The 286-nt window shown below is 69.9% G+C and carries 1 pseudogene; it reads left to right on the top strand.

What is annotated here, in order from left to right:
• Nucleotides 1-99 precede the first annotated feature (99 nt).
• A pseudogene (locus A5481_RS31895) lies at nucleotides 100-286 on the top strand (hypothetical protein); the annotation flags it as partial.

The raw sequence follows: 286 nt of genomic DNA, 5'->3' as shown, positions 1-286 counted from the left end.
CTCAGGCAGCGGCGGGACGGCCCCGACGGGCGCCCTTTAACCGATCGCTAACCATGCTCGTTCGAGGATCGTACGACGCTGACCGCAGAGAGGTGATCCATGCCGCAAGCTCAGACCCGCCCGCTGCCCACGGCCTTCGCGCGCTACCCGATCCCGCTCGAGCTGCTGGCCGTCCTGCACCGTGCGAGCGAGGACGACGTCGATGCCCTGGTCTCGCGCATGCCGGAGACCGGACGGGCGCGGCTGGCGGCCTACTGTACCGAGAAGGACCACCTGCACCGGCTCG

The organism is Methylobacterium platani (assembly GCF_001653715.1).
Taxonomy (GTDB): domain Bacteria; phylum Pseudomonadota; class Alphaproteobacteria; order Rhizobiales; family Beijerinckiaceae; genus Methylobacterium; species Methylobacterium platani.
This window is presented reverse-complemented; position numbering and strand designations above follow the sequence as displayed.